Here is a 24,351-nt window from a genome sequence, read left to right on the forward strand (position 1 = left end):
AAGGGAGCTTACGTGTATGGTTGAAGTAAAACTTCATGATATAGGTGAAGGAATGACAGAAGGAGAGGTTCTCCATTTTTATGTGAACGTCGGTGACGAAGTGAAGCTGGATCAACCACTGCTTGAAGTACAGACAGATAAAGTAGCTGCTGAACTGTCTGCACCGAAAGCCGGAATCGTGAAAGAAATTTTAGCAAAACAAGGGGAGACGGTAACGGTCGGCACGACATTAATTGTATTAGAAACTAGTGTCGGTCAAGCAATTCCTGTTAAAGAAGAAAAAAAGCAACCAGTTGCTTCATCAGCACGATCAAGTGAAAAGCAGCCATCCTCCTCTCTTCGGCGAGTGCTGGCGTCACCTTACACAAGAAAAATTGCTCGTGATCATGAGATTAACATTGAAGATGTAAAGGGAACAGGGGTAAATGGTCGCGTCATTGATGAGGATTTGTACGCCGTTTTAGAAGGCTATCAAAGAACACAACCAACGGCAACGGTTAAAAAAGAAATGGATAAAAAACCATCGCCAGATCTGCGTTCTAGCTCGTATTTTACATCTGGCAAAGAGTCATCCGAACGAACGATTCCATATACAGGGCGAAGAAAACAAATCGCCACTAAGATGGCTGAATCGGTTTATACGATTCCCCATGTAACGCATTTTGAAGAGGCCAACTTGACTGACTTGATGGAATGGCGAGCAGCATGCAAAGAAGCTGGAATGGCGTTTTCCCTAGGCGCTTACTTTATTAAGGCGCTTGTCTTAGCGTTAAAAGATCACCCGATTTTCAATTCGGTTCTAGATGAGAAAAACGGCGTCATACGACTGCAAGATTTTTATAATATTGGCCTAGCTACAAATGCACCAGATGGACTGATTGTGCCAGTCTTAAAAAATGCTGATCAGAAATCCATTATTGAGATTGATAAAGAAATGAAAGAGCTCACGCGGAAAGCACAAGATAATGAGCTTAAAGGCGATGACCTTCGCGGCGGTACATTTACAGTTAGCAATGTCGGTCCACTCGGTAGCACTGGGGCGACACCAATTATTAACGCTCCACAAACAGCGTTGCTTGCGATTCACAAAACAAAGCGTCGTCCGGTTGTGACGAAAGACGATCAGCTTGCGATCGGGGACGTGATGACCATGTCCATGTCATTTGATCACCGAATTGCTGATGGTGCCCAAGCGGTCGCATTTACAAATCGATGGGTGGAGTTATTGGAAGATCCAAAGCGCCTCATATTGGAGTTGGTTTAAATGGTTGTAGGAGAATTTGTGCAAGAACGTCAATTAATCGTGATTGGTGGTGGACCTGGTGGGTATCATGCTGCGATTCGAGCGGCTCAACTCGGTATAGACGTCACATTGATTGAAAAAAATCAGCTAGGCGGCATTTGTTTAAATGAAGGGTGTATCCCATCAAAAGTTGTCACACAGGCGGCAGAACGGTGGCAACAAACCTTAAAAGGAAGCAAGCTAGGCATTCCAACTCAACAGGAGTCATTTCAATGGGACGTCCTTGTTTCTCATCAACAGACTGTCGTGAAGCAATTGCGGCAAGGCGTAAAGCAACTTTGCAAAGCGAACAAAATTGAACATGTTATTGGTGAGGCAAGTTTTATGACAGAAAATCGCATTGGCGTTACAAATGACCATCAATTTGACGTGTATCAATTTCAGCATGCGATTATTGCGACTGGTCACCAACCATTGTTAACGGAAAAAAATGAGCGCCTGCTCAGTCCATACTCACTGTTCCAACTCAAAGAGCTACCAGCATCACTTGTGCTCGTAGGTCACAAACCTTACGTTTTAGAAGCAGCGTTCGCCTATCAAACAGTAGGTGTCGATGTGACACTTTTACTAGATAATCCCCTGTCATTAGAACCTGCCATTGAAAAAGAGCTGCTTCGTTCAGCAAAAAAAGCAGGCATTACAGTAAAAAAAGAGATCACCTTTGAACAGGTAACGGTTCAAGAGGATCATGTAACGATTGTTTTTATAAAAAATGAAAAGCAAGAAGATGTTCAAGCTACTTATGCGTACTGTTCACCTAAGTGGAAAGCGAATACGGATGAATTAAGCCTTAATCGTGTTGGCGTTGAAACCGATGCAGATGGCTACATCACAGTATCTGAATCGTTCGAAACGACTTTAGCAAATGTCTATGCGATTGGCGATGTCAATCGTGAAGCCGATTCAGCAACTGCCGCGATCAAGCAAGGTAAGGTTGTCGCTGAATGCCTAGCAGGTAAAAAGTCAGAGTGGGACCCAACTTTCTTGGCTACGGTTTACCGCACGCAACCGCCTATTGCCACAGTGGGATGGACGGTAAGCGAAGCAAAAGCAAAAGGGGTAAATGCGGTTGTCGGCTCAGCACCTGTTCGTAGCAACGGCTTTGGGATGCTTAATCAATCACAAGATGGGGTAATGGTTATTGTAAAAGAGGAACATACAGATGAAGTCATTGGCACGCAGATCATCGCCGATGGCGCAGCTGAACTCATCGTTGCCGCAACTGTTGGCCTTGAATTAGGGATGCGGGATGAGGATCTTATTTTTCCTATGTATCCACACCCTAGTATCGGTGAAGTCATGATGGAGGCAGCAGAAGACCTCCAAGCAGTAGCGGTTCATAAACCACCTGTAAAGAAGAAAGCAGAAAACGTTTAATGATTGGAGGCCAGCGCATGTCGAATCCTTTAATGGATGTGATTCATTTAAAAAAAGAGCCGCCACCGTGTGACACGTTAATAGGAGTAGAAATGATCGAGGCACAGGGGGGAATCGCCCGAGCCATTTGGCGACCAACTGATCAAATGTTGAATGGGAACGGTGTCATCATGGGTGGCTTTGTTTCCTCTGCCGCCGATGTGGCGATGGCCTACGCGATCTCTTCACTCATTAACGATAAGCAGGTATTTGCATCTGTTAATCTGAATGTTGCCTTCCATCGACCAGCGCTTCCAGGGGAGATTGAAGTCAAAGCTGTTGTTGAAAAATTCGGGCGGACAATGAGCTATGTAACAGCTGATTTATATCAAAACGACAAACTAGTCGCAAGCGGTGTTTCATCGGTCCTTGTACATGAAGTGAATGATTAAGACGTTGTAACCTTTCCTTTCATACGGGAAAGGTTTTTCGTTTGAAAAAAAAGAAATGGTGGTATTTTATACATATAGGAGGAATGCATCATGAAGAAAAAACTACAAGATAAAGTCGCTTTCGTAACAGGTTCAGCAAGTGGGATTGGAGAGGCATCAGCGAAAGAATTCGCTGAACAAGGTGCTCGTGTCGTACTTGTCGATGTGAATGAAGAAGGAAAAACCCTTGAGCAAGAACTTAAAGAAAATGGGCACGACGCCTTATTTATAAAGACCGACGTAACCGATGAACACTCATTAAAATCAGCAATCGACCAAGCGGTTGAACATTATGGCCAATTAGATATTATGTTTGCCAATGCAGGAATTGGTAGTACAGGTGATATCCATGAGTTGGACTCGGCAGACTGGCAAAAAGTCATCGACTTAAATTTAACGAGCGTATACTTATCAAATAAATTTGCGATCCAGCAATTTTTAAAACAAGAAACAGGCGGAGCGATTGTCAACACAGGCTCCATTCATAGCTTAGTGGCAAAAGAAGGAATTGGCGCCTATTCAGCCGCAAAAGGGGGCGTCAAACTTTTAACTCAACAGGTTGCTTCACGCTACAGCCGTGATGGCATTCGTGCCAACGCAGTGGCTCCTGGCTATATCGAAACCAACTTACTTAAATCTGCCGGTGAAGAAGGTTTGGCTGAACTCAAGAAGCTTCATCCGATTGGTCGTTTAGGGCAAGCAGAGGAAGTTGCGAAAGTGGTAGCATTTTTAGCTTCAGACGATGCTTCTTTTGTTTCAGGTGCATTAGTTCCTGTTGATGGTGGGTACACAATTGTATAACGATAAAAAAACGAGCCGACGTTGCGTTAGCTCGTTTTGTTTTAATAAAAAATTAAGTAAAAGGATGCAATGGCACCTGCAATGATTAAATGTACATAACGCATGTTTCCTTTCTCTTCTTTGAAGAAAAGAAATAGAAAATAGACAACAATGCTTGAAATAAAGAAACTCGTTAACGTGGAATGATTATACCAAACCGCTAAAATGCCTATCACAATCAGAAAGGCTCGAAAAATGTAATCAATAATCTTCAATACTTGCCCCCTAAGCTACGTCTTTACAGAAAGAATCGTATCAAGAAGCGAGCATGCTGTCAAAATGAGGTGGCTGAATAGGGCGTTCATTGGTAGACTTAAAAGGGAGCTTTTAAATTGACGGAAGCTCGCTTCGGAGTAACGGTGAAGCTTTTATGTCTCAGTAGATAATGGGAAATTTCTCATTTCTTAATGGCGAGGTCTTACATAACCACGTCTGAATTGTTTATATTAAAGAAAAAGACACCTTAGAAAAAGCGGAGGAACAATGAAAAAAACATTTATCATCACAACGGTTTTTCTCCTTGCTTTGACAGCATGTGGACAAGAAGAAACACCTTCTGAATCCATTCAAGATCAATCGTTTGAAGCGAACGAGGAACTACTAGATGTGCATTTTATTGATGTCGGGCAAGGAGATGCGTCCCTCGTCACGTGGGAACATGAAGAGGAAACCTTTAGCCTTCTTGTTGATGCAGGAGATTGGAATGATCGTACCGCTGTTGATTATTTACATGACCAAGGAATTGAAGAACTTGATTTACTTATTGGTACGCATCCCCATGCCGACCACATTGGTCAAATGGCAGATGTGATGAACGAATTTCATGTAGCAGAAGCGTGGATGTCTGGAGATGAAACCGATACGCTCGTGTTTGAGCGTACGCTGGATGCCATTTTGGAAAATGATGTTGATTACCATGAACCTCGAGCAGGAGAAGAATTCGATCTTGGTGGTGCAACGATTGAGGTATTGCACCCTGAATCTGTATCTGGTGACTTGAACAATGGTTCCATTGTGATGAAACTAACGTATGGGGAAATTTCTTTTTTATTCACTGGTGATGTCGAACATCAAGCTGAACAAGATATGCTTGAGCGCGGAGCGAATTTAGAAGCAACGGTGTTAAGTGTGCCTCACCATGGCTCAAACACTTCTTCATCAGAAGCATTTGTTGAAGCCGTACAGCCTACCTACGCCATTTATTCAGCTGGTCTAGAGAATGCGTACAATCACCCGGCAGATGACGTATTACAATCTTACCAATCCATCGGCGCAACCATTTATGGAACCGATGAAAACGGTACTGTTATTGCATCAACAAATGGACAAGAATTGAAGATCACAACAAATCAAAATCATGCTGAAAACCGTACAAGCTGTATAAATGTGAATACTGCCACTGCTGAAAAGTTGGAGGGGATTTCAGAAATAGGTCCTGACCGAGCCCAGCAAATCATAGAGTTACGACCTTTTTCATCTGTAGATGAATTAATGAAAATAGATGGAATTGGTGAGGCACGGCTAAATACGATTAAGGAAGAAGGGATCGCTTGTGTCGGAGAATAAGTATCACGGAGTTGTTGATCGCGTCACAAACGATTTAGCCATCATTCTTGTTGACTCGATAAAGAAACAATTTGAACGAGGTGTTGAAAAGCTACCAAAGAACATAAAGGAAGGTAGCTGGCTCCTATTGACGCTAAATGATGACCAAACAGAGATAATCGATGCAACACTGGATCCTGCTAAGCAAGAACAGAAACACCAAACCATTCAAGACAAACTCAACAAAGTAAAAGCAAAATCCAATAAAAAGAGCAAACTCAAAAAGAAAAACCAGTAGCCCTCAAGGAAGAACCTTGAGGGTTTTTTTTGTGTGTAGGAATTGCATTTAAAATTTTAGGAAAAATTAAGAAATTATAGCGATATTTCGGTATATAATAATCTTCACTGAACCTATCTGCTATTGTGAACTAAAATTACTGATGGGAGATAAAAGTACTTTTACGAAAGCAGGGACTATTTTGATCCAGAAATGCCCAAAATGCCAAACGCCTTTTTATAAAGAAAATCTAGTAGAATCAATAACCCCATTTTCCTTTAAATGCTCATGTTGTAGAGTACGTGTATATGAATTTAAATCATCTATTGTTTTACTTCTTCCAGGTACAGCATTTGTTGTAATGGTCTTCTTATTATGCGACTTGTTGCGTGCTTGGTTGACTCCCATTTTTCCCTTTATTAATAACTGGTCTGATTTAACAATAATTTATACTTTATTGTTTCCACTTTACTATTATGGTCAGAAAGCAATGGTTTATTATACGTATAATTATGGCAAGTTTTTTATTCGTAAACAACATATAGAAGAAGAAATTGAGAAAGGCAAAAAACATTAATTTTTGTCAAAGAAAAAGAAAAAACCTGCTAATATGTGACTCTTGAAAATGAAATAAATTTTATAAAAACTTTAGAATTTAGGCTTTGAATTGGTTGTATAATGGATATAAATGTTACTACAAATAGGTCAAACATATTCTATTTTAGAAAGCAGGAGCCCTAATGAGCCAACTTTGTCCCATTTGCGAAAAGCCCTTTACTGAAGAAGATCTCTACGATGCAAAGATCCCCTTTTCATTTAAATGTCGTGGATGCCAATCTCGTGTATATGAAGTGAAAACATCGCTATTTTTACTTTTACCAGCACTAGGGTTCACCGGTTTACTTATCGTTTTAAGTGAACAAATTCGTGGATGGTTGCTACCTTTTCTACCATTTATCGAAAATTGGCCAATTGCCATAGTTACAATAGTTTTCTTATTTCCGATTTACTATTTTGGCGAAAATACGCTTGTTAAATTAACGTATAAGCACGGAAAGTTTTTCAGCCGAAAACGTGTTGCATAATGGTTAACGATAAGCCCGCATATGAGTGCGGGTTTTTGCACTGTCAATAACAGGATGTGGAATTTGGTTAAATAAAGCGAAAAAATAGAGATGGAGGGAAGATTACCATGGAGATGAATTTAACTATTGATGCAAAACGGCGGCACGAACAGTTTGTGAAAAGAGTATTGGAAAAAGAGGTCATTTGGGGGTTAGAGGACGAAAATGGTTGGTGTGTTTGTGAATCAAATCACTATGAAGACACGCCAGTGATGTTGTTTTGATCCGATGAAGCGTATGCAAGACGATGCGCAGTGGAAGAATGGTCTCATTTTAAGCCCTCACCCCTTACGTTAACAGACTTTAAAAAAGACTGGCTGTATGGCCTGAATGAAGATGGTCTATTGGTGGGAACCAATTGGAATGCAAAGCTTATTGGTCTTGAAGTAGAGCCAAGTGATTTATTTAATGAACTATCAGGTTTGACGAAGTAAATGTGTTAGGAGGAATGGGAACGTGCTTATTAACGGTTGCTGCGGTAGAAAGGAAACAAAATGAATATCTTGCATGTAGAAAATGATGATTTTTCAATTAAGATGATAGTAGATCGCCTTGAAGCGTTTGAAACTCGGACATTTGATGCAACGTTAACCGTAAGAGTTATCACGAGTTCGCTTCACCTTTACTGCCATGGTGGTCCGTACGATTTTACGTTTTCATACTTAAAGTCTTTCTGTAAGCAGTTAGACGCACCAAGCAAGCTTTTTTCGTAGATGATTATGGAGCATTTACGTTATTTATTGAGCCAAAAGAAGGTGGTTATCGGCTAAATGTTGAACTGACACCCACTGGCGCTCAGCAGTGCTATAACGCTACACATGAACTTACATTAGAGGATGTCAGCAAGTTTGAACAGCAGATTAAAGATTTTCTCCTGCTTTATACATAGGAACTCAATTAAAAGAAGCTCAAAAATACTCGAATCGCTAGAATCGTTACGAGTCCAATGATTGCTAGATTAATGATGTTGCTAGTGAATGTGTTTTTAAACCGCCCCATGCGGTCTTTTTTATTTGTTAAAACAAACAGGACAATGGTGAGTACTGGTAAGAGTAAACCATTAATTGCTTGCGCTGAAATAATGAGCTCGACGGGAGAACCACCAAAGGTCCAAACGAGTGCAACAGGGATGAAGCCTGTAATGATCAGAATTGTGCGGTTAATTGGTGCATTTGGCTTTTCAGATTGTTTAAAAGCATGTCCGAATAACATCGGTTGTACGGTCAGATTAAACAAACCTGAAGAAAACCCTGCTGTCCATAAGCCAACAGCAAAGAAGATGGTGGCGAATGAGCCGAGAATGGGGGTTAACTGAACAGCCATATCCCCAGCGCTTGAAATGGTTTGTCCTGTTCCATAAAAGGCTGTAGCAGCTGAAAGTAAGATTGCAATTGAAATAAGGGCGAGTAAAGTAAAGTTCATTTTCAAGTCGTTGAACGAGCGCTTGCGGATTTGTTCCTGCGTATAGGTGGACTCTTGGTATTTGTTCTTCATAAAACCAGATAGTGCTACGAGCGTGTTCGGTACGAGAATGGTGGCGACAAGTGCCAAGACAATAAGTAGATCGCCTTCGGGAATGGAGAACGTAAGGGCTTGACTCATAATTCCTTGAGAACGTGGTAAGGCGGCAAGTGCTGTTAAACAGAAAGTGAGGACGAGCATGACCATCACAACACGATTAATGTTTTCGAGTAATTTGTATACACCAAACCATGCGATACTCATTGCTGATAAGGAAAGCAAGGATACCCAAACAATCATGGGGACAGCAGGGAAAATAAGGTTCATGGCCATGGAAGCCCCGATAAAGTTTCCAGCTTGGAAAGCGAGCGCTCCTAGCCATAAACCGAAGAAAATTAATTTTGACCAGATTACTCCAATTTCATCGCGAATGCCTTCCAATACACTCGTTCCTGTCGCGGCCGTCCAGTTCATAACCGGGCGTTGAATAAAATAGCCAACCAGGCACGCTAAAACAAGAATCCAAGCAAGACCAAAGCCAAATTGTGCACCAGCGACAGATACGGTGGTGACAGTTCCAGGGCCAATAATACATGCAGCGACAATCGCTCCTGGACCCCAAGATTTCCACCAAGGGAGGGATGGGGCTTGTAATGGCGGCTTAGCCATTTTTTCTCTCAATAAATTGGTCATCATTCACACTCCTTTTCTATGACATGATTGTACCAATGAATTGATTATTTTTTCTGATTGTTGTGAAGTTATCTACGTAAAGTTTTTTAGACAAATGAAATGAGCTTGCTCAAAACTAAATAAGCAAGCTCATTCTTTTTACCAATTAAAGATTGCCTTTAATGTTAGTAACGAGATGGCATAAACGAGAGAAGCAATTAAGAAGGTTGGCAAATGGGCGTAGTCTTCTTCTGGAAGTTCTTTACTTATGACGTTGAAAATCATGGCTCCCGAACTAAAAGCAATGAGAGAATCAACGAATAGTCCAGTTGAAGGGCCGAATGTTCCAGCTGCAGCACCGATAAGTGTAGTAGTGGCAAGGATATAACGACCATAGCGACGGTGAACACGCTCATTATCACGTCCAATATGGTAGGAAATTCCGATAAAGTGAAGCCCTACCGCAACGCCGTAAAAAAGGGCTTCGACTGTTTTTACGTCGGATGCAAAGACAATATAAGAGATCATAAACGTATAAATCGCAAAAAAAGCGACTTGCACAAAATAGGATGCGTCGGCATTCATTGATTTTGCACGGTCGGTCTTGGCGAATTTATAGACACTGTAATAGACAATTAAGCCTAATAAACCAAGAAAATAAAGCTCTGAATCTAAGGCAAGGTCGCCACCTAGTTGGTCTTGTTCTTCGTGCATAGTCGGTAAGATGTAAACAAATACATAAGCAATCGCAACGCCACCTGATAGAGAGAGAATTTTTCTTTCTGCAATCGGTGTTCCGCGAATGATTGTTAACGCAAATAGTTGTATGGTAATCAAAATTACCCCAATGATGATGGATTCTAATGTCATGTTGTTTCCCCCTCAAATTTCACTCCATTCCATACCCGTTTTTCCGTATCGATAAGGTTACAGTTGTGTAAAGAAAACGTGAAAAACGGTGTACTTGTCTAAAGTGAAGTCATTTTGTCCATGCTGAAAAGAGATGTTTATGTGAGGTGGGTGCATTGTGGAGAATTTGCTGCAAACGACAGTAGAATTAACAGTTGGGTTATTTGCGTTATTGATTTTAACAAAAGTGATGGGAAAAACATCTTTTGCACAAATTACGCCGTTTGATTTTATTTCTGCACTTATTTTAGGGGAACTTGTGGGGAATGCGATCTATGATGATGAGGTTCGAATAGGAACGATCTTGTTTTCCGTTTTTATTTGGGGGCTTTTACTTTTTATTATTGAATGGGCGACCCAACGTTTCCGTAAAACAAGGAAGTTTTTCGAGGGCAATCCGTCGATTATTATTCAAAATGGTCATTTAAATCGTAACGAAATGAAACGGAATAAGCTTGATATGAATCAGTTGCAGCACTTATTAAGACAGAAAGACGCTTTTTCAGTGCGAGAGGTAGCGTATGCAGTTTTGGAAACCGATGGACAAATTAGTGTGTTAAAAAAACAAAAATACGACCAGCCTACATTTGAAGATTTTAAGTTGAAAGAGAATCCCGTTCATCTACCAGTCACCTTCATTAACGACGGGATTGTTGATTGGGAGAACATAAAAAAAGCGGGTCTTGATGAGAATTGGTTAGACAAGCAGCTGTACGAACAACGAATTGATCATTACCGCGATGTGTTTTACTTGGAATGGAAGTACGATGAGGGTATTTACCTTGAGAAGATGTGATTTAAAGCCAATCACATCTTCTTTTTTTATGTACATGCTTTCGGAATCCAGCCGATATAGCCGTCTTTTTTAACAAGATCATAGCCGCTGCACTGGTCATCCAACATATAGACCGTCTCTCCTTCTCTGACGGTTAAAAACGTAGCACTAACGTCGCCTTTGCATTGCCAAGTTTCATCTTCAAAGACTAAATACTCATTTTTTATCCAGTAAGATGTCTCGTGAATTCTGTGGGAACACAAGGTGAAATGCGTCCGCTCTTCTTTTTTCTCTACAGCATAATGAGGCCAGCTGATGGTTCCACGATCTGTGTTATTTGCATAAGGTTGAATAATTTGCTTAACGCGAGTGAGGTGATCCACATACGTTGTGTGAAAGATCCCATTTTCAAGTGTAACGCCGTTTAGCTGTCCATATTGTTTAATGTGCAGTCCACCATCAAGTGATAAAATTCGCTGTTTGTGGTCAATAATTGGATTGTGGTGGCTACCCTCATCGCGTAAATAATTGTTCGTCGGCCAATGACCAACCACAACCATTTTGTGTTCCAAGTGACCTTCTGTGTAAAAAGACGGCAGGGCATATGCGTTCATCAATGTTGTTTGTCGCCAATCTGCTCGTTTTTCAATTCCCGCGTGAATGATAATAAATTGTTCGGACTCATAGGCGTGCGGAAGATTGTTTAACCAATCAAGTTCTTCTAAGAAATGCTGTTTACAAAAACGAGATACTTCTTTAATAGATGAAAAATTTTCTAGACGTTGCTGTTTTTCAGCGAGCATTTCATGAATAAGAGAAAACGGTTGTCTTTGTAAATAGGGCATGAGTTTTTCATTTTCATGTAGTAGGTGAAGCATAATGGCATCGTTATTTCCGAGCGTTATATAAACACTCTGTTGATGACAAAGATCCATGACATAGCGAATGACGCCTAGGCTATTTGGGCCTTTCTCGCATAAGTCGCCATTCATCATCAGTATATCCTGTTCGCGAACATTCATTTTTACTAACAATTTTTTAAGTAAATCGAGATCGCCATGAATGTCAGACATAAAATGGGCTCGTCTCCCAAGTAATGAGATGTTCTCAGTTGTTAACAGGTGGAGGTCCCCCTAATATTGTCAATTGTGTATATGATTCTTTTCTCGGTAGGTTAAAAAAATCCTGTTAATGTACGAAAAAAAATGACCCCGAAAGGTCATCTTTTTCTTACTCGTTTAGAAAGGCGAATTAGCAGTATCCGCCGCCACCTACATAAGAAGCTCCGATGATGATAAGCAAAATGAATAGTACTACTACTAATGCAAATCCGCCACCAGCTCCAGCTCCGTAACCACCGCCTGCGTATGACACTTGGCATGCCCCCTTCCTGCGTTTCTCTATATCAAGGTATGCAGGTGTACCCTAAATGGTTTGTAGTTTCTTCAAAGAATTTCAAAAGCAGGGCATTCGCCTAGATGTTTTGGCTTACGTGAAAATCGTGTTAAAGTAGGAGGGTTAAGGGATGGAGGCGCATAGGCGTGGGTAGTTTTTTATTTCTTTTAATCGTATTTTTTGCATCTATTCTTCAAGCGGCAACGGGCTTTGGTTTCTCCATTGTGGCAACGCCGTTTTTATTGTTTTTATTTGTGCCAGATGTGGCGATACAAGTGAATTTACTCGTATCGATCGTCATCTCGTTATTTTTATTTATTCAAATTCGTCAAGATGTGTACGTGCCTCTTGTTAAAAGACTGGTTGTTGGTAGTATCATCGGAGCGCCTTTAGGTGTTTTACTTCTCCAACTCGTCAGTGAAACGGTTGTAAAAGCAAGCGTAGGTATCCTGTTAATATTGGTCACAATTCTTTTGATTCTGCCATTTACTATGCGGCAAACAAATGGGCGAGATGTTGGGATAGGCGGTCTTTCTGGTACGTTAACCGCAAGTATTGGGATGCCTGGGCCTCCTTTACTCGCTTATTTTGCCGGCGTAAAGATGACGAAAGAACAAACTCGCGCAACGACACTGGCATTTTTCTTGATTATTTATCCAATTAGTTTCGGATTACAGTGGGTGACGCTCGGTATTAGCGGAGATGTGTGGGGACTCGTTGGCATGGCGCTGCCAGTAGTGGTGATCGGGCTGGTTGTTGGCCAACTGTTGTTTAAACGAATGAACCAAGTGTTATTTCGCAACGTGACGTATGTGTTGCTTCTGTTAGCAGGGGTCGGACTGCTTGTTGAAACGTTTCTATGAAGTGGCATCATGAAGAGACGAATGATCTAATTGAGGATGATTCGTCTTTTGCACGTCTTATAGTAATCATGTTTTGTTAAGGTAGTAAAATTGTAGTAAGCCCATATGAATGATGTCGACCCATTCGCCATTTCGAAAAATCGCTTCTTTACTCCGGCCTTCTTGAACAAAGCCTAACTTTTCATAAACGTGAATGGCTCTTTCGTTTGTGGAAAAGACACGTAACGACACTCTGTGTAAGTTTAATTCTAAGAAAGCGTACGACAGGAGAATCGAGAGCGCCTCAGTCCCATATCCCTTACCCCAATAACTCTTCTCACCAATATCTAAGATGCATTCAGCATTCCGGTTTTTCGTATCGATTCCAATTAATGCGGTTACCCCGATGGCAACACAATCGTACATTTGTTCAATGATGTACGATTTGGAGTGTGTTCCGGATAGCATGACGTTTTCGACAAATGCCTGTGTTTCTTCATATGTATAGAGGTCGAGTGCAAGACTTGTTGAAGCCATAACGTCAATGTCATTTCGCCATTGGTGATAAGTTGGTACATCGGTAGTTTCCATTTTCCTAAGTCGCAAGCGCGTTGATTGGAACATCTGTAATCTCCTTTTGTTAAATGATTTACTGAAAATTTTAGCATTATTTAAGTAGAACGACAAAAAAATTCTGAAATCACGTACAAATAGATTAGTAGACTGTATTTTGTTCGTATTTAGAATGGTTTTTTCTATTTTTTTTCGGAAGTGTGTGCTAAAATAAACAAAAACGTAAAGACTCTATGTGACTGGCGCAATGTGGATGACCACGAGGGAGCATAGAGCGTACTTGCCGTGCGCCTGGGCAGAGGGTAGAAATGTACCCTTTTCACGTTCAAATAAGGAAAGGATGGTTTGAATGAATACGCCCTTACTGTTAGATGGAGTAGAAGTATCAAATCAAATTAAACAAGACCTTGCAAAACGAGTCGAACAACTCAATCACAAAGGAATTACGCCTTCACTTGCAACGATTTTAGTCGGAGAGGACCCTTCTTCTGCAACTTACGTGCGCATGAAAGGAAATGCGTGTCGCAAGCTTGGTATGGAATCCAGAAAGATTGAAATGCCGACAGAAACCACAACGGAAGAGTTGCTTGCGACAATCCAACAATTAAATGAAGATGATTCCGTTCACGGTATTTTGCTGCAACATCCAGTTCCCGATCAAATTGATGAGCGTGCCGCATTTGATGCGATAGCAATCGAAAAAGATGTGGATGGGGTGACGACTTTAGGTTTTGCGCAAAATGCATTCAACTTTGCACAATATCCGTCGTGCACACCTGCAGCGATTATGGCGATGCTCGATCATTATGATTTGCCGATTGAAGGCAAACACGCTGTGGTTGTTGGAAGAAGTCCTATTCTCGGCAAGCCAGTTTCCATGATGCTTCTTAATCGGAATGCCACCGTTACGATTTGTCATTCTCGAACAAATGATTTAGAAACCCATGTGAAGCAAGCAGATATTGTGGTTGCTGCTGTTGGTCGACCAGAATTTATTAAAGGTGACTGGATTAAGCCAGGTGCTGTTGTTCTTGATGCAGGTTATAATAAAGGAAACATTGGTGACTGTGATTATGAGGCATGTGCAGCGAATGCGTCTGCGATTACGCCGGTTCCAGGCGGCGTAGGTCCTGTCACGATTTCTATGTTGTTAAAGCATACGGTTGATGCAGCAGAACGTGCACAAGCATAAAAAAGAAGTGAGAGATTAAGGGGAAATGATGACCCTTGATCTCTTTTTTTGATAGGATAAATAGAGGGGGTGAGAACGTTGAACGCTGTGATCCAAGAAATCGCAAAGAGGTATCAGTTTGATTATCGTCAATTTGTATGCGTAGGTGGTTTTTACAATCAAGTGTTTTCCAATGGCGTCCAGATTATAAAATACTTTCATGAAAGCCAAGTGGATATAGCGCAAATGGAGCATGAAGTCGATGTGATGACCTATATGAACAAGCGAGGCATTTTGTCCGCAAACGTTATTTATTCAAAACAACAACGAATGATTGAGGAGATTGATTGTCAGGGCTCGTTAAAGAAAAAGACCAGTTGCCTATGAATGAAGCAAACTGGTCTTTTTCGTATGTTTGTATAGAAAATCTTGCACATGCTGCCATGTTTCTCTAGCGGCATCGGCATTTCCTTTTTTTGTACCACCAAAGTCCATCACCATGCCACCACCAACATGCATATAAGCAGATGTTGGCATACCTGGAATGCCATATGGAAATGCAAGAAAATGACCGCCTTCTTCATAATAAAGATGTTCATTGTCTGTACGTTTATCGTGAAGTTCATGCTGAACGATTCTGGCATAGTCCGCTGCTGGCCAACATTCATCTTTTTCACCGGCAATCGTTAACAGGGGTGCATGAATGTGTTCAACAGGAATACGAACGTCGTGCAAATTGTTTGCCTTCATTTGTGAAAGGGCCCAAATCGGTAAAAATGAAAAGGGTTTTCTTGTTAGGATACTTGTTCCCATTCGAAAGAAATGTTTTGTTGTATATGCAAATTTTAAATAAGGAATAGGTTTATTGCCTAGCGTCCATGCAGGGATAGGCGCATAAATCGTATTACGCAAGCCTGACGTCACATACGCACTAGGTGCGCCTGCAATGACCGCGTGAAAACAATTGTAAGTAGATGCGAGCAGAAGGGCGAGTTCTCCTCCTCGAGAATAACCGATAAGTGAAACGGTTTCGTCTACGGACGAATGGGCTTTAAGCCAGTTTGTCGCATGCTCAAAGTATTCTAGCGGCACATTTTCTAGATCTTTTGCGACGCCCTCAGCCCCAAAATAGGCGAGGGACAGAACCGAGTATCCCTTGCTCGCAAGGAGAGCAGCTGCATGTTCATTTACGCCTCCGTCTGAGCCACCTAATAAAAGAATACCAGGAAACGTGTGGTCGGTATCTGGGTAAAAAAGTGTTCCTACTACGTCAGGCTCGTGGACTTGCACACGTTTGACGGTTTCATCATAAAATTTTCTATGTACTTGAACGAGATCGAGGGTGACGTTCTTGTTGTCCTTTAATGTAAATTCATAGGTGAGTGGGTGTGATGTGCTTTTGTTAAAGTAATCACCAAATTTCTTATCTTTTCGATCCATTGACCAAATTAAGCCTTCAGGGTCAACTCCTTGATAGGACCCAGATACAGGTGCATGATGTGCAAGGTGAATATTGCCATCTTGGTTTGCCTCGTATGTGGCACCTGCTGTGTATACAGCTTCCGTATCATCAGATGTACTTACCTCAATCGTCATCTTTTGGTGCGGGCTACAATCATAAGCCGAGATTTGTAACGGTTGATCAATAAAAGCATGTTGAGACGTTATGACGAGTCGGGGATTCATAAATAAGCTCCTTTCTAAGTCGTACTACCCAATATATACGTGTGAAGTTCAAAATTGTTCCAAAAAATGTTTTAAAAAAGAGAAAGCCCAGGTGCATCTACACCTGAGCCAAAATCTCTTAAACTTCTACTGCAACGATATCGTCACAACAAATTGTGATGATACGAACTTTTTTCTTATCACATTTGCACTCTTTATGAGAATGACAATCAGCATTCGCTAATTCTACTGTGTCGCCTTTAACATTTACGAAACTACCAGATACACAGTCTCCACCTTTTAAGAATACTTTCACGTGCTCGCCACGCGCGATATTTTTGAAGAACGTATCACAGTTACAGTCACCAGATCCATAATTGTTTGAACCATAATCGCCACAACCACAAGAGTCATATCCGTAAGAATTTCTTCCGTAACCCATTAATATTACTCCTCTCAATTTTAAAAAATAGTTTTTTTGGTTTCTATCATGTGGTTCTATTCATTTCTTAAACTTCAACAGCTGCGATATCATCACAACAAATTGTAACGATTCTCGCTTTTTTACACTTATCATCACAATCAACGTTTGCTAGGTTTACAACATTCCCACGAACGTCAATGAATTCTCCAGATACTTTACCGCCGCCTTTAAGAATAACTTTTACGTATTCTCCGCGAGCGATGTGTTTGAAGAAACTTGAACAGTCACAACCATTTGAATAAGAGTAATCAGAGTAGCTTCCTCCGTAACCGTAACCCATCACGTGTCGCCTCCCTTCGCTTTGCTATGTTAATACTGTATGTAGCAAAACCTTTGGTGCATAGGCAATAGAAAGGGGACAAACGCTCGTTTTTGCTAGATTAGGTCATATGCGGACATAGAAGCGTGAAGAATACAGGGTTTAGAATTGTTGTAAAGCGTGATTCATAAACAGCGTGGTGTTTTTGGTCAGAGGAACTCCTTCTCGCTGGATAAAGGTGAATTTCCGCGCGTTGCTAATACGGAGGTGAGTTAAAACATGAAGAGACCCGTGACGTAGTTCTTCTTGTACAGCAGCCTCAGATATTAATGCTAGCCCTAAGCCGTTTTTAACCCCTTCTTTCATTCCTTGAGTTGAACTAATAACCATTGAAGACTGAATCTTTAAATGGTAAGTTTCAACTAATTCCTCAAACGACTGCCTCGTTCCAGATCCTTCTTCGCGAATGATCCATGCTTGATTTTGGAGATCTTCAATGGTGTTAAAGTGTTGAACGTCTTGATCAGAACAAACGACAACTAAGCGATCGTCTTTAAACGGGGTTTGATCGATATTCTTCGCGTGTACGGAACCCTCCACGAGTCCTAAGTCAACATCAAAATGTTGGACTGCATGAAGAACGGCATCAGTGTTAGCGATCATGATGTCAAAGGTTAGGTTTGGATACGATCGTTTCAATGCTGCGATCATTTTTGGTAATAAATATTCGCCAATTGTAAAGCTCGCTCCAATTTTAAGTAAGCCAGAGGCCTCATGGTTGCGGGCATACAAGCTTTCGTGGAGATGTCGATAAATGTTCTGTATTTTCAAGGCTTCCTCATAAAAAAATTGTCCGTCTGGTGTTAATATAATTTGTCGCGTTGTTCTTCGAATAAATTGTGTCTGGAATTGCGTCTCCAAGTTTTTTATTTGCACACTAACAGTTGGTTGAGAGAGGGCTCGTTTTTCCGCGGTTTTTGTGAAGTTTTTTTCTTGTACAAGCGTAATAAATGTCTCGATTTCGTCTATATTCATCATCAATCATCGCCTTTTTATTAAAAGTTTTAATAAATGTTATTATACTTATTCATTTCACAAATAGCGATTTTCTCCTTATGATTGTGAATGAGGAGTGAACATCATGAAAACACATACTTTAACAGGCATAGGCTTAACGGCTTTTTTAGCTCTTATTGCTGTAGGGCTGGGAAAATTGCCGGGATTTGCGCTTGTGGGTCCCCTAATCATCGCGATGTTACTTGGAATGTTAATTGGGAATTGGACGAATCTTGGTAAGGGATTGGATAACGGGATTACATGTTCAACAAAAACATTATTACGGCTCGGGATTGTATTATTAGGGCTGCGCTTAAATTTGGTTGATATCCAAGCGCTGGGATGGAATGGCTTTCTTTATGCTGTCACGTTAACGATTGTTGCATTTTTTTCTGTTTATTTCATTAGTCGGAAATTAAAGATTGACCATACATTATCGCTTCTTATTGCAAGTGGCACAGCTATTTGTGGGGCTGCCGCCATAGCGGCTGTAGCGCCTGTTGTGCAAGCGAAAGATCGTGTTGTTGCGTTAGCCATCGCCACGATTGCTTTAGTAGGAACGTTCTTTACATTGATCTATACAGGGTTGTTTCCGCTTATACAACCGAATCCTGAAATATACGGCATGTTTGCAGGTGGAACGTTGCATGAAATTGCTCATGTGGTGGCGGCATCATCAATTGGTGGGGAAGAGGCTGAAAATCATGCGATTATTATTAAAATGCTCCGTGTGATGCTTCTGATACCGGTAGTGTTCATTCTCTTGTTTGTGTATGAGCGTAAAAAGAATGTGGGTCGACCATCTGTATCTTTAAAAACACTACCGATTCCGTATTTTATAGTGGGTTTCTTGGCGATGAGTCTGATCCAAACGTTCAGCCTCTTACCAGAAAGTCTTGTTTCGATTTTAATTGACTTGGCCTATTTCTTGTTAGCAATGGCGATGGCTGGCTTAGGGATGAAAGTGAAATTTCATTCGTTTAAAGCAGTTGGATCTCGGTTAGTTTTTGCGGGTCTCGGAGGCACAATTATTCTCGTTTTGGCTGGTTGGCTGCTTGTTGGTGTCATCTTTTAATGAAGTGGTCTAAGAAATTTTAGTAGGATTGGTGCTGTTAAGTACCGATCCTTTTTTCATTGCCGTTAACAGTTACAGATAGATATCGGTCTAGAGTCGTAGACGCAAATCATGCTTCAGCTCGTTTCAACAATGTCGTGCACATCGTAAGCTAGAAAGAACAAACCGACAGGAGGTGAAGACATGACGACAAAAGGCTGGATCATTCTTGGTGCGGTAGCTCTATCAATTGTTTTGCTATCGTCTTTAGGTGCGATGCTTGGACTTCTCGCTGGAGCCGGGCTTGCATATTTAGGCTGGAGACAAGCGACATTAAGTGAAACCATTATCATGAAAATTTTATGGTGGATTGTTCTCATTATTGGGGTCTTGCTAGGAATTGGAAGCTTACCAGGAATTATTGGGGTCATTGCGCTTTATTTATTAATAAAGCTTTATGACAAATGGAAAGAAACAAAAGATTACTCGTATGACAAATTTTAAGGAATAGTGTATAGGAGGAGAACGATGTCCATTTTAAAACAAATAAAAGATCAAGTTTCGGCGGATATAGAAGCGGTGCTTGAGAAAAGTAAGAAGAAGCCAGTAACTGAAGACAAACGAAGTCATGAAACAAAACATCTCGACAAGCAAATGAAAATGTGGAAAGAGACCGTTAAAAAACAGCAAGAGCTTGAACAGTATTTTTATACTGAATGGCAAGAAGCTGAAAAAATGTTAGCGAAACGAAAGGAACAACGTGAGGTAGCTGAGCAGGCGCACGCAACTGAATTGATGGAAAGAGCAACCGTAGAAATGAATGGATACGGAGAATTAGCGCGTGAATACAAAGAATCTTATGATGAACAGCGAGAGCGTGTTAATAAGCTTGAAGAAAAAGGCAGATCGCTTTATTTCTTAAAGAAAAAGATGGAGCGAATGAAGTTAACCGATTTTGCACGAGCTGAGGAATCGAAAGCGGAAGAGAGTGCATCAAAATGGACGTACTATGTTGAAGAAAACGGCGATTTACATGAGCAAGAAGAAAAGGATGAAGTGGACACAGTGTCACGTCAAGTCCTAGATTTTGATAAGGAAATTGAAAAACTTGCTGAAAAACATGAGAAGGCATAACGCTTTATAGTATACTAACGGTGATTAAAGAGCGGAGGAGGGCAAAGGATGAAACGAAATCGAACAGATATTGTCGCGTATATCTTCTTTGCCCTACTGGCTGCGACAGCACTTGAATTATTAATTAAAGTAGGGCCATTCATCTTATTAGTAGGGTCTGCTGCAATGATTTATTACGGATTAAAACGAATGAGTAGGCAAAAAGGGAAGTTTTTGTTTTATGGTGGTCTCGGTATTTTTATTTTAACGCTTCTTTCCTCGTCTTTCTTTCTTCTGATCCTGTTCGGTGGAATGTTTTATATGCTGTATTTATTTTGGGAAAAAGCGAGTAAGCCGAATAAGCTGGAAGTCAAAATAAATGAAGATGTTCCAATTGATAGACGAACACCCTTTGTTAAAAATGTCTTACTAGGAGATCAACAGATTGATCATGAAGGTTTTCGAAGTGATGATATCAACATTCACACTGGAATTGGTACGACAGAAATTCATTTTGAAAAGACCGTTCTTCCAAAAGGAGATACAGTCGTTGTTATTCGTGGTTTTATTGGTAGGGTAAAGCTATACGTGCCGTATGATGCTGGTGTATCTGTTGAGCACGCATCTTTATTTGGCCAGTCCGATTTACTCGGAAAGCATAAAATCGGTTTTAATCAAAACGTCAAAATTGAAAATGACTCTTACGAGGATGCACCTCGTCGGCTTCGTATTTATACATCACTTGTAGCTGGAGATATTGAGGTGATGTACCGATGAAGACAATTCGTACAGCTGGACTCATTGTTTTCTTTCTTCCGATCTTTCTAATAGGTACCGTATTATTCTACTTCCAAACAAATGGGTGGTTTGATTGGGAGCAACTTCTTATTCGTAATAGCTTAACGTATCACATCCCTATTTTTGTATGGCTGTTAGCATTTTTCTTCATTGTCGCAATCGTTGTGCATCTGACTTTATCGATGATCTGGAAAAAAGATGTTCGAGCGCTGCATGTGTCACTGAAACACGTCGTCAGCGGCAGTACAAAGGAAAGTAAGCAACAGTTAGGGCAAGTATCAACTGATTTCAAGCAAACGAAAGCGCTGATTCAGGACCTTGAAACAAGGGTACGAAATCAGGCTGAACGTTCTCAACGAGTCTTGGAGCAGTGGACCGAAAATGAAACGAAATTAAAAAATGAACTTGTGTTTAAAGAACGACACCGCATTGCAAGAGAGCTTCATGATTCGGTTTCGCAACAATTATATGCCGCTTCTATGCTATTATCAGCAGCAGTGAACCAGAAAAATGTTGAGGTAAGTGATTTGCAAAAACGATGCGAGAGCATTGAAAAAGTAGTAAACGATGCGCAAAACGATATGCGCGCGCTCCTTTTACAACTACGACCCATTCAACTGGAAAACCAAACGTTTAAAGAAGGTGTCGAACAATTAATTACTGATTTAGCAGAAAAACATCAAATTGATTTTTCGGTTCGTATTAGTTCTTTATCATTAAAACCAGGAGTGGAAGATCAGCTGTTTCGTATCACCCAAGAAGCCATTGCGAATGCGTTGCGGCATGCAGAAGCAAACGAAATCAGTGTGTTTTACGAGCGCTATGATGATTTTGGGTTATTAAAAATCACCGATGATGGCAAAGGATTTAATCAAAGTACCTCTCCCTATGGCTATGGATTACATAGTATGGAGGAGCGAGCGGAGGAAATTGGCGGTACACTAAAAATGATTAGTGTCGAAGGTCAGGGAACGAGTATTGAAGTCAGGGTACCAGTTATAGAAGGGGGGCAACATGTGTGATTTCTGTATTGCTTGTAGATGATCATGAAACGGTGCGGTTAGGGGTATCAGCGTTTTTATCAACGCAAGACGATCTTATGGTTGTGGGAGAAGCAAGTAATGGCAAGGACGGAGTCAGCAAAGCGCTCTCTTTAAAGCCAGATATCATATTGATGGATTTGGTTATGGACGGAATGAACGGCATTGAAGCGACAAGAGACATTCTATCGCAATGGAGAGATGCGAAAGTCATTATCGTAACGAGTTTTCTTGATAATGAAAAATTACGACCAGCTTTAGAAGCAGGTGCAAAGAGCTATGTATTAAAAACATCGACAGCCATGCAAATAGCCGATGCGATTAGGAAGACGGCTCAAGGCATGTCTGTACTAGATGAAAAAGTTCAAACACAAATGATCTCAGCGTTCCAAACTGATGAACCGTTGCACCATACCCTCACAAATCGAGAAAAAGAAATTTTGAAATGGATGAGCGAAGGCAAGACTAATCAACAAATTGCCGAACAGCTCTTTATTACCATAAAAACGGTTAAAACCCATGTGTCGCATATCTTATCAAAATTAGATGTGGCTGACCGGACACAAGCAGTCGTTTATGCGTATCAGCAAGAGCTCTTTAAGGAATAGCCTTACCATAAAATGCGCGTACCGTGAAGCTCAGAGGTTCCGGTGTTTTTAGCAATGCTGGCTACATTTTCTGTTGTGATACCACCACCTGGCATGATAATAATACGACCTGCTGCGTACTCGTTATAAGCTTTTAGGACGGGTATGTTATCGTCAATGGCTTGATGAGGACCGTGAGTAAGGATGCGCTTAACGTGGAGCGAACTTAACTGGTCAATGGCATTGAAGGGGTCCTTGATAGCATCAAAAGCCATATGAAATGTGACCTTCCTAGGATCGATGTTGGATAAGAATGTCTGCAAATGCGGAAGGTCTAGCTTATTGTCCTTTGTTAAGCAACCGACCACGACTCCATCTACTCCTATCTCAGTAAAGGTTTTAATGGTTTGAGCCATCTCCTGCACATCTGCTTCATTATAGACAAAATCTCCTCCTCGTGGTCGAACCATTGCCATTACCCCAACACCAGTCCCTTTACACATTTGAACAACTTTTTCGCACGTGTCTGTTGAGACTGTGGTGCCTCCTACATGAAGGTGATCACATAATTCAATGCGATCTGCTTTGTACGCAATCGCTTTCTGGACGAACAATTCATTTTCTAAACAAACCTCTTTCACGATTGATTTCATAATCTTTCCTCCAAGTTCCAAAAAATGCTCGCAATGTTTACAGAATACTTGTAAACTATAGAATAATTCAAGGGGGGAGCCAGATGATTCGTCAATTGCAGAGAGAAGATCAAGCGACATGCCTTGCGTTTGTGAGGCAAAAGCCTGCCGAAAATCTTTTTATTATTGGAGACATTGAAGCGTTCGGTATGGAAACGGACTTCCAAAAAGTATGGGGACAGTTCAATGAAGCGAATGAGCTTGTTGCAGTGCTGTTAAACTATCATTCAAGTTATCTCCCCTATGCCGAGGGTACATACGATGCTGAAGGGTTTGCGTCCATCATAAACGCAGATCCGAATTTTAAAGCGATGTCAGGATTGAAGGGCGTCACGAGACAACTTGATTTATTCATTAAAAAGCCAATGAAAAAAAAGCAGACGTACTATGCAAAATGTAGCACGATCAAAACAACCGTTCCACCAGCCATCAACGAAGTTCAACCAGCTCAACCTGAAGATGCGAAAGTATTGCTCGATATGTTAAAACAAATTCCAGAGTTCAGCCAGTCGATGGCGACGTCTGTTGAGAAGAAGCAGCAAGATCTTCGAGATGGCTTTTCCCGGTCTAGTATCGTACGTCACAGTGAAATCGTTGTGTCTGCCGCTTCAACCACAGCAGAAAACTCGAGTTCAGCGATGATTGTTGGGGTAGCAACACTTGAAGACTTTAAGCGAAATGGTTATGCATCAGCATGTGTCTATGATGTGTGTAGGCAGTTATTCTCGGAAGGAAAAGAAGCGTGTCTTTTTTACGACAACCCAAGTGCTGGAGTGATTTACAAAAATATCGGTTTTGAAGATATCGGATTATGGATGATGTACAACGAAAAGATTGATTCATAAGTCATTTGTTCGCTTAAGCAATTT

The 24,351-nt window shown here is 41.0% G+C and carries 31 protein-coding genes, 1 pseudogene and 1 riboswitch; of the genes and pseudogenes, 21 read left to right on the forward strand and 11 right to left on the reverse strand.

What is annotated here, in order from left to right; translation table 11 throughout:
* Positions 1-16: 16 nt before the first annotated feature.
* From ABC361_RS04640 to ABC361_RS04655, 4 genes are all read left to right on the forward strand, one after another.
* Positions 17-1,264 carry a dihydrolipoamide acetyltransferase family protein gene (locus ABC361_RS04640; RefSeq protein ID WP_413072904.1) on the forward strand — a complete coding sequence of 416 codons (1,248 nt, stop codon included), beginning with the start codon at positions 17-19 and terminating at the stop codon, positions 1,262-1,264.
* Complete coding sequence (locus tag ABC361_RS04645) at positions 1,265-2,680, forward strand: dihydrolipoyl dehydrogenase family protein (protein WP_413072905.1); 1,416 nt, start codon at positions 1,265-1,267, stop codon at positions 2,678-2,680. It begins immediately after the preceding gene.
* Between the two features lie 17 nt (positions 2,681-2,697).
* Positions 2,698-3,111, forward strand: coding sequence for a PaaI family thioesterase (locus ABC361_RS04650; protein WP_413072906.1), 414 nt, complete (start codon positions 2,698-2,700; stop codon positions 3,109-3,111).
* Positions 3,112-3,201: 90 nt separating this feature from the next.
* Entirely contained in the window at positions 3,202-3,951 is a 750-nt protein-coding gene (locus ABC361_RS04655; protein WP_413072907.1) for an SDR family NAD(P)-dependent oxidoreductase, read from the forward strand.
* Between the two features lie 41 nt (positions 3,952-3,992).
* Here ABC361_RS04655 and ABC361_RS04660 read toward each other — a convergent pair whose 3' ends face one another.
* Positions 3,993-4,205 carry a hypothetical protein gene (locus ABC361_RS04660; protein ID WP_099302295.1) on the reverse strand — a complete coding sequence of 71 codons (213 nt, stop codon included), beginning with the start codon at positions 4,203-4,205 and terminating at the stop codon, positions 3,993-3,995.
* 268 nt (positions 4,206-4,473) lie between these two features.
* Between ABC361_RS04660 and ABC361_RS04665 the strand changes: the two genes are divergently transcribed.
* The 6 genes and pseudogenes from ABC361_RS04665 (at position 4,474) to ABC361_RS04685 (ending at position 7,649) form a co-directional block, all read left to right on the forward strand.
* On the forward strand, positions 4,474-5,556 hold the full coding sequence (locus ABC361_RS04665; protein WP_413072908.1) for an MBL fold metallo-hydrolase: 1,083 nt from the start codon (positions 4,474-4,476) through the stop codon (positions 5,554-5,556).
* Positions 5,543-5,833: a DUF3006 domain-containing protein gene (locus ABC361_RS04670; RefSeq protein WP_413072909.1), complete on the forward strand. Its 291-nt coding sequence runs from the start codon at positions 5,543-5,545 to the stop codon at positions 5,831-5,833. The genes ABC361_RS04665 and ABC361_RS04670 overlap by 14 nt, the downstream gene beginning before the upstream one ends.
* 142 nt (positions 5,834-5,975) lie before the next feature.
* Positions 5,976-6,389 (forward strand): hypothetical protein, encoded by a 414-nt coding sequence (locus ABC361_RS21515; protein WP_488199660.1) that lies wholly within the window; start codon positions 5,976-5,978, stop codon positions 6,387-6,389.
* 163 nt (positions 6,390-6,552) lie between these two features.
* Complete coding sequence (locus ABC361_RS04675; protein WP_413072910.1) at positions 6,553-6,897, forward strand: PHD finger domain-containing protein; 345 nt, start codon at positions 6,553-6,555, stop codon at positions 6,895-6,897.
* A gap of 113 nt (positions 6,898-7,010) precedes the next feature.
* Positions 7,011-7,370: pseudogene (locus ABC361_RS04680) on the forward strand (DUF2750 domain-containing protein).
* Between the two features lie 60 nt (positions 7,371-7,430).
* Positions 7,431-7,649: a hypothetical protein gene (locus ABC361_RS04685; RefSeq protein ID WP_413072911.1), complete on the forward strand. Its 219-nt coding sequence runs from the start codon at positions 7,431-7,433 to the stop codon at positions 7,647-7,649.
* A gap of 184 nt (positions 7,650-7,833) precedes the next feature.
* Here the strand turns inward: ABC361_RS04685 and ABC361_RS04690 are convergent, their stop codons facing one another.
* Positions 7,834-9,090, reverse strand: coding sequence for an Nramp family divalent metal transporter (locus ABC361_RS04690; RefSeq protein WP_413072912.1), 1,257 nt, complete (start codon positions 9,088-9,090; stop codon positions 7,834-7,836).
* 138 nt (positions 9,091-9,228) lie between these two features.
* Positions 9,229-9,939, reverse strand: a complete 711-nt coding sequence (locus ABC361_RS04695) for a DUF3270 family protein (protein ID WP_413072913.1) — start codon at positions 9,937-9,939, stop codon at positions 9,229-9,231.
* 157 nt (positions 9,940-10,096) lie between these two features.
* Here ABC361_RS04695 and ABC361_RS04700 point away from each other — a divergent pair, with 157 nt between their 5' ends.
* Positions 10,097-10,774: a DUF421 domain-containing protein gene (locus ABC361_RS04700; protein WP_413072914.1), complete on the forward strand. Its 678-nt coding sequence runs from the start codon at positions 10,097-10,099 to the stop codon at positions 10,772-10,774.
* Positions 10,775-10,800: 26 nt separating this feature from the next.
* Here ABC361_RS04700 and ABC361_RS04705 read toward each other — a convergent pair whose 3' ends face one another.
* Positions 10,801-11,826 (reverse strand): metallophosphoesterase, encoded by a 1,026-nt coding sequence (locus ABC361_RS04705; RefSeq protein ID WP_413072915.1) that lies wholly within the window; start codon positions 11,824-11,826, stop codon positions 10,801-10,803.
* Between the two features lie 178 nt (positions 11,827-12,004).
* Positions 12,005-12,127, reverse strand: coding sequence for a YjcZ family sporulation protein (locus ABC361_RS04710; protein WP_141556782.1), 123 nt, complete (start codon positions 12,125-12,127; stop codon positions 12,005-12,007).
* A gap of 167 nt (positions 12,128-12,294) precedes the next feature.
* Between ABC361_RS04710 and ABC361_RS04715 the strand changes: the two genes are divergently transcribed.
* Positions 12,295-13,011 (forward strand): sulfite exporter TauE/SafE family protein, encoded by a 717-nt coding sequence (locus ABC361_RS04715; RefSeq protein WP_413072916.1) that lies wholly within the window; start codon positions 12,295-12,297, stop codon positions 13,009-13,011.
* Between the two features lie 66 nt (positions 13,012-13,077).
* Here the strand turns inward: ABC361_RS04715 and ABC361_RS04720 are convergent, their stop codons facing one another.
* Positions 13,078-13,614 (reverse strand): GNAT family N-acetyltransferase, encoded by a 537-nt coding sequence (locus ABC361_RS04720; protein ID WP_413072917.1) that lies wholly within the window; start codon positions 13,612-13,614, stop codon positions 13,078-13,080.
* Positions 13,615-13,788: 174 nt separating this feature from the next.
* Positions 13,789-13,867: riboswitch (ZMP/ZTP riboswitch) on the forward strand.
* 45 nt (positions 13,868-13,912) lie between these two features.
* Here ABC361_RS04720 and ABC361_RS04725 point away from each other — a divergent pair.
* Positions 13,913-14,755, forward strand: a complete 843-nt coding sequence (locus ABC361_RS04725; protein WP_413072918.1) for a bifunctional 5,10-methylenetetrahydrofolate dehydrogenase/5,10-methenyltetrahydrofolate cyclohydrolase — start codon at positions 13,913-13,915, stop codon at positions 14,753-14,755.
* A 78-nt stretch (positions 14,756-14,833) separates the two neighbouring features.
* Entirely contained in the window at positions 14,834-15,121 is a 288-nt protein-coding gene (locus tag ABC361_RS04730) for a hypothetical protein (protein WP_413072919.1), read from the forward strand.
* Here ABC361_RS04730 and ABC361_RS04735 read toward each other — a convergent pair.
* The 4 genes from ABC361_RS04735 to ABC361_RS04750 form a co-directional block, all read right to left on the reverse strand.
* A complete protein-coding gene (locus ABC361_RS04735) occupies positions 15,116-16,420 on the reverse strand; it encodes an acyl-CoA thioesterase/bile acid-CoA:amino acid N-acyltransferase family protein (protein WP_413072920.1) in 1,305 nt (434 codons plus the stop codon). The genes ABC361_RS04730 and ABC361_RS04735 overlap by 6 nt on opposite strands.
* Before the next feature lie 118 nt (positions 16,421-16,538).
* Complete coding sequence (locus ABC361_RS04740) at positions 16,539-16,841, reverse strand: hypothetical protein (protein WP_413072921.1); 303 nt, start codon at positions 16,839-16,841, stop codon at positions 16,539-16,541.
* Positions 16,842-16,908: 67 nt separating this feature from the next.
* Positions 16,909-17,166, reverse strand: coding sequence for a hypothetical protein (locus tag ABC361_RS04745; RefSeq protein ID WP_413072922.1), 258 nt, complete (start codon positions 17,164-17,166; stop codon positions 16,909-16,911).
* A 138-nt stretch (positions 17,167-17,304) separates the two neighbouring features.
* On the reverse strand, positions 17,305-18,180 hold the full coding sequence (locus ABC361_RS04750; RefSeq protein ID WP_413072923.1) for a LysR substrate-binding domain-containing protein: 876 nt from the start codon (positions 18,178-18,180) through the stop codon (positions 17,305-17,307).
* A 103-nt stretch (positions 18,181-18,283) separates the two neighbouring features.
* Between ABC361_RS04750 and ABC361_RS04755 the strand changes: the two genes are divergently transcribed.
* The 6 genes from ABC361_RS04755 (at position 18,284) to ABC361_RS04780 (ending at position 22,811) form a co-directional block, all read left to right on the forward strand.
* Positions 18,284-19,273, forward strand: coding sequence for a YeiH family protein (locus ABC361_RS04755; protein WP_413072924.1), 990 nt, complete (start codon positions 18,284-18,286; stop codon positions 19,271-19,273).
* Between the two features lie 183 nt (positions 19,274-19,456).
* Positions 19,457-19,756, forward strand: a complete 300-nt coding sequence (locus ABC361_RS04760; protein ID WP_099302270.1) for a lmo0954 family membrane protein — start codon at positions 19,457-19,459, stop codon at positions 19,754-19,756.
* Positions 19,757-19,780: 24 nt separating this feature from the next.
* Positions 19,781-20,386, forward strand: coding sequence for a hypothetical protein (locus ABC361_RS04765; RefSeq protein ID WP_413072925.1), 606 nt, complete (start codon positions 19,781-19,783; stop codon positions 20,384-20,386).
* A gap of 48 nt (positions 20,387-20,434) precedes the next feature.
* Positions 20,435-21,142 carry a cell wall-active antibiotics response protein LiaF gene (liaF, locus tag ABC361_RS04770; RefSeq protein WP_413072926.1) on the forward strand — a complete coding sequence of 236 codons (708 nt, stop codon included), beginning with the start codon at positions 20,435-20,437 and terminating at the stop codon, positions 21,140-21,142.
* Entirely contained in the window at positions 21,139-22,185 is a 1,047-nt protein-coding gene (locus tag ABC361_RS04775) for a sensor histidine kinase (RefSeq protein ID WP_413072927.1), read from the forward strand. Before liaF ends, ABC361_RS04775 begins: the two co-directional genes overlap by 4 nt.
* Entirely contained in the window at positions 22,182-22,811 is a 630-nt protein-coding gene (locus ABC361_RS04780; RefSeq protein WP_413072928.1) for a response regulator, read from the forward strand. The genes ABC361_RS04775 and ABC361_RS04780 overlap by 4 nt, the downstream gene beginning before the upstream one ends.
* Positions 22,812-22,813: 2 nt before the next feature.
* Here ABC361_RS04780 and ABC361_RS04785 read toward each other — a convergent pair whose 3' ends face one another.
* Positions 22,814-23,443 carry a copper homeostasis protein CutC gene (locus ABC361_RS04785; protein ID WP_413072929.1) on the reverse strand — a complete coding sequence of 210 codons (630 nt, stop codon included), beginning with the start codon at positions 23,441-23,443 and terminating at the stop codon, positions 22,814-22,816.
* An 83-nt stretch (positions 23,444-23,526) separates the two neighbouring features.
* Here ABC361_RS04785 and ABC361_RS04790 point away from each other — a divergent pair, with 83 nt between their 5' ends.
* Entirely contained in the window at positions 23,527-24,327 is an 801-nt protein-coding gene (locus ABC361_RS04790; RefSeq protein ID WP_413072930.1) for a GNAT family N-acetyltransferase, read from the forward strand.
* Positions 24,328-24,351 lie beyond the last annotated feature (24 nt).

Origin of the sequence: Shouchella phoenicis (assembly GCF_047238345.1) — a bacterium.
Lineage (GTDB): Bacteria > Bacillota > Bacilli > Bacillales > Bacillaceae_D > Shouchella.

What these genes read in the sequence shown, in the direction of transcription:
- ABC361_RS04640 (WP_413072904.1), top strand. Translation starts at nt 17, where the DNA reads ATGGTTGAAGTAAAACTTCATGATATAGGTGAAGGAATGACAGAAGGA.
- ABC361_RS04645 (WP_413072905.1), top strand. Translation starts at nt 1,265, where the DNA reads ATGGTTGTAGGAGAATTTGTGCAAGAACGTCAATTAATCGTGATTGGT.
- ABC361_RS04650 (WP_413072906.1), top strand. Translation starts at nt 2,698, where the DNA reads ATGTCGAATCCTTTAATGGATGTGATTCATTTAAAAAAAGAGCCGCCA.
- ABC361_RS04655 (WP_413072907.1), top strand. Translation starts at nt 3,202, where the DNA reads ATGAAGAAAAAACTACAAGATAAAGTCGCTTTCGTAACAGGTTCAGCA.
- ABC361_RS04665 (WP_413072908.1), top strand. Translation starts at nt 4,474, where the DNA reads ATGAAAAAAACATTTATCATCACAACGGTTTTTCTCCTTGCTTTGACA.
- ABC361_RS21515 (WP_488199660.1), top strand. Translation starts at nt 5,976, where the DNA reads ATGGGAGATAAAAGTACTTTTACGAAAGCAGGGACTATTTTGATCCAG.
- ABC361_RS04675 (WP_413072910.1), top strand. Translation starts at nt 6,553, where the DNA reads ATGAGCCAACTTTGTCCCATTTGCGAAAAGCCCTTTACTGAAGAAGAT.
- ABC361_RS04685 (WP_413072911.1), top strand. Translation starts at nt 7,431, where the DNA reads ATGAATATCTTGCATGTAGAAAATGATGATTTTTCAATTAAGATGATA.
- ABC361_RS04690 (WP_413072912.1), bottom strand. Translation starts at nt 9,090, where the DNA reads ATGACCAATTTATTGAGAGAAAAAATGGCTAAGCCGCCATTACAAGCC.
- ABC361_RS04695 (WP_413072913.1), bottom strand. Translation starts at nt 9,939, where the DNA reads ATGACATTAGAATCCATCATCATTGGGGTAATTTTGATTACCATACAA.
- ABC361_RS04705 (WP_413072915.1), bottom strand. Translation starts at nt 11,826, where the DNA reads ATGTCTGACATTCATGGCGATCTCGATTTACTTAAAAAATTGTTAGTA.
- ABC361_RS04720 (WP_413072917.1), bottom strand. Translation starts at nt 13,614, where the DNA reads ATGTTCCAATCAACGCGCTTGCGACTTAGGAAAATGGAAACTACCGAT.
- ABC361_RS04725 (WP_413072918.1), top strand. Translation starts at nt 13,913, where the DNA reads ATGAATACGCCCTTACTGTTAGATGGAGTAGAAGTATCAAATCAAATT.
- ABC361_RS04735 (WP_413072920.1), bottom strand. Translation starts at nt 16,420, where the DNA reads ATGAATCCCCGACTCGTCATAACGTCTCAACATGCTTTTATTGATCAA.
- ABC361_RS04740 (WP_413072921.1), bottom strand. Translation starts at nt 16,841, where the DNA reads ATGGGTTACGGAAGAAATTCTTACGGATATGACTCTTGTGGTTGTGGC.
- ABC361_RS04750 (WP_413072923.1), bottom strand. Translation starts at nt 18,180, where the DNA reads ATGATGAATATAGACGAAATCGAGACATTTATTACGCTTGTACAAGAA.
- ABC361_RS04755 (WP_413072924.1), top strand. Translation starts at nt 18,284, where the DNA reads ATGAAAACACATACTTTAACAGGCATAGGCTTAACGGCTTTTTTAGCT.
- ABC361_RS04760 (WP_099302270.1), top strand. Translation starts at nt 19,457, where the DNA reads ATGACGACAAAAGGCTGGATCATTCTTGGTGCGGTAGCTCTATCAATT.
- ABC361_RS04765 (WP_413072925.1), top strand. Translation starts at nt 19,781, where the DNA reads ATGTCCATTTTAAAACAAATAAAAGATCAAGTTTCGGCGGATATAGAA.
- liaF (WP_413072926.1), top strand. Translation starts at nt 20,435, where the DNA reads ATGAAACGAAATCGAACAGATATTGTCGCGTATATCTTCTTTGCCCTA.
- ABC361_RS04775 (WP_413072927.1), top strand. Translation starts at nt 21,139, where the DNA reads ATGAAGACAATTCGTACAGCTGGACTCATTGTTTTCTTTCTTCCGATC.
- ABC361_RS04785 (WP_413072929.1), bottom strand. Translation starts at nt 23,443, where the DNA reads ATGAAATCAATCGTGAAAGAGGTTTGTTTAGAAAATGAATTGTTCGTC.
- ABC361_RS04790 (WP_413072930.1), top strand. Translation starts at nt 23,527, where the DNA reads ATGATTCGTCAATTGCAGAGAGAAGATCAAGCGACATGCCTTGCGTTT.